This window comes from Alteromonas sp. KS69, from assembly GCF_003989595.1.
In the GTDB taxonomy this organism is placed as follows: domain Bacteria; phylum Pseudomonadota; class Gammaproteobacteria; order Enterobacterales; family Alteromonadaceae; genus Alteromonas; species Alteromonas naphthalenivorans.
Map to the genome: position 1 here is coordinate 1 of NZ_PYHU01000067.1, position 2387 is coordinate 2387.

General features: G+C 38.0%; 1 protein-coding gene and 1 pseudogene. One reads left to right on the plus strand and one right to left on the minus strand.

Annotated elements, in window-relative coordinates; genetic code table 11:
- Window positions 1-143, minus strand: a pseudogene (locus tag C7Y69_RS21220) (IS5/IS1182 family transposase); the annotation flags it as partial.
- Window positions 144-312: 169 nt separating this feature from the next.
- Here C7Y69_RS21220 and C7Y69_RS21225 point away from each other — a divergent pair.
- Complete coding sequence (locus C7Y69_RS21225; protein ID WP_409513445.1) at window positions 313-2250, plus strand: diguanylate cyclase; 1938 nt, start codon at window positions 313-315, stop codon at window positions 2248-2250.
- Window positions 2251-2387 lie beyond the last annotated feature (137 nt).

Here is a 2387-nt window from a genome sequence, read left to right on the forward strand (position 1 = left end):
CGCCAAGGACTTCCTTCTCTCATCCGTAAGAGGCTCCCTTCAAACGTCATTCTTTGATCTGTTTTATTGTAAATGCGGCCTGTACTCTTCATTACTTGAAGTAGCTTTTGCCACCGCTTATCAGTTAGCATTAGTCTCGGCATGGTAGTGAGTTGTTCTTTTACTTTTGGCGAAGCAAATTATAACTCTTTACCATGCTGCTCAAAAACCAATCACGAAAGATCAACACGCCTTAAGCATAAGCCATTAATTTTTCGGCTAATGCTACAGTGCTAGGTGCAATAAATATCTACTGGTTTACAAGTGATAATTATCAATAAGAAATTGCAGAATAAAGGGTTATTTAACGGGCGTTGGCGTAACGCTTGGGCGATCTTACTTTTCTTATGCTTGACTCAAATGTCTGTGACTCAAACTAGTCGTGCATCCGAAAGCGCTTCAAACCCATTTTTAGGCGTTCTCGACTTTGAAAGTACACGCAGCGTTATTAATGACATTAGGCAAAACAAACTTGATTACCTTCGTAACAAAGAAAAATTAGAAAGTGCCTTTAAAGTAAGTCAGGAACAAGGCTGGGAGGAGCTTCACTTAGAAGCAGCAGCGCTCTATTCTGAACTCCTCTTTAGACAGGAAAAATATGCTGATTTAACGGCTCATTTATCACACTATTTAAATCACAAAGAATTAATAAAGCGAAAAGATATTTATCTACTGTTCTTAGAGACAAAACTAAAAGCTCTTACCAGATTAGATGATTCCACCCCAGCAAAAAATCTTTCTAAAAAGCTAGAAGCGCAAATTTCGCAACACTCAGTAAATGAAAAAATTATTATTTTTCGCGCGTTGGCTTATTACTATACGGCTGATGATGCGTTGAGAAAAACGCTGAGTGCCGCGTTAGAAGGTCTTGAATTAGCGATAAAAAGCGATGACATTCCTTCGCAAGGCTATTTTTACAGAAAGATAGCCGATGCCTATGGGTACTTAGAGGAAGATGAGGACAAAGCGGTAAGTTACGCGAAAAAGGCCGTAGAGACATTCGAGAAAACAAATGATGGGCTTTTTACGGCAAAAGCGTATTGGAGCTTGGGTAATATACTTCTTGAGACTGGCGACCCACAAAGCGCATTAGTCTATTTAAACAAAGCATTAGCCTATTTTAAAGACGTTAATATGAACAAGGGGCTCGCTTTTGCCCAATACTCAATTGCAAATATTCAATATCTTCAGGCCAATTACGATAGCGCGCAGATATTAGCTAAAGAAAATATCGAGCTTGCTATGTCAGCGGGCATTAATGATATGCAACTTGCTTCGATGATTTTGCTAAGCAATGTATATATAAAACAAGATGCATTAGAGAAAGCTAATAAAATTAATGATGACGTTTTTCTCATCATAGATAAATTTAGCCGTAGTATTTATAAAGCGGAATTTTTTGGTGAAAGATACGAATTAAAGCGAAAACTTAATCGTACTGATGAAGCATTTGATGCCATAGAAAAAAAGCTTTTTTATACTAAAAAACACTTCGAGGCCACGAGCGAAAGTAACATTAAAGCCTTACAAGTAAAGTTTGAAGTAAAAGAAAAAGAAGACACAATCCGTAAGTTAGAATACGAAAAAGATATTAGTAACCTTCAAGCTAAAGAGGAATATCAGCAAAAAATTATATGGCGCTTAAGTGCTACCATCGCTTTTATTTTAGTTCTTGTCGCCTCGCTTTTAGTTTACAGACAATCACGCCAACGAAAAAAATATCATCGTATGGCATCCACTGATCACCTAGCAAACTGTCTTAATCGTCGGGGAATATTGGCTACTGCCAACTCTAAACTTGCCCAACAAAACATAACCATCGCCATCGTTGATTTAGATTACTTTAAAAGAATTAACGACGAGTATGGACACGATGTGGGTGATTTAGTGCTGATTGCTTTTGCCAATGCTGCAAAAGAGACACTGTCTAAACATGATGATTTTGGCCGTTACGGCGGCGAGGAATGGTTATTCATTTTACATTCGTCGGACGAAAAAGTGGTTCGACTGATGTTTGAAAAGCTAGCTGCAACTTATCAAAAGTACTGCAACAACATTGATGCCCTTAAAGGAGATTTAAGCATGACATTTAGCGTAGGGGTATCGCTTGGGAATAAATCCAACAGAACATTAGATACGTCAATAAAGCGTGCAGATGATGCGCTATATCAGGCAAAAGAAAATGGTAGAAATCAGGTGGTAATAAATTGAATATAAGAAGTGGTGCGACTACCCTGATTCGAACAGGGGACCTCTACCATGTCAAGACATGAATCAGATGGTACAAACACCGTTCTATCACATAATTTGTAACAACATAATTTGTACTAGTGTGATTACCAAGGGAT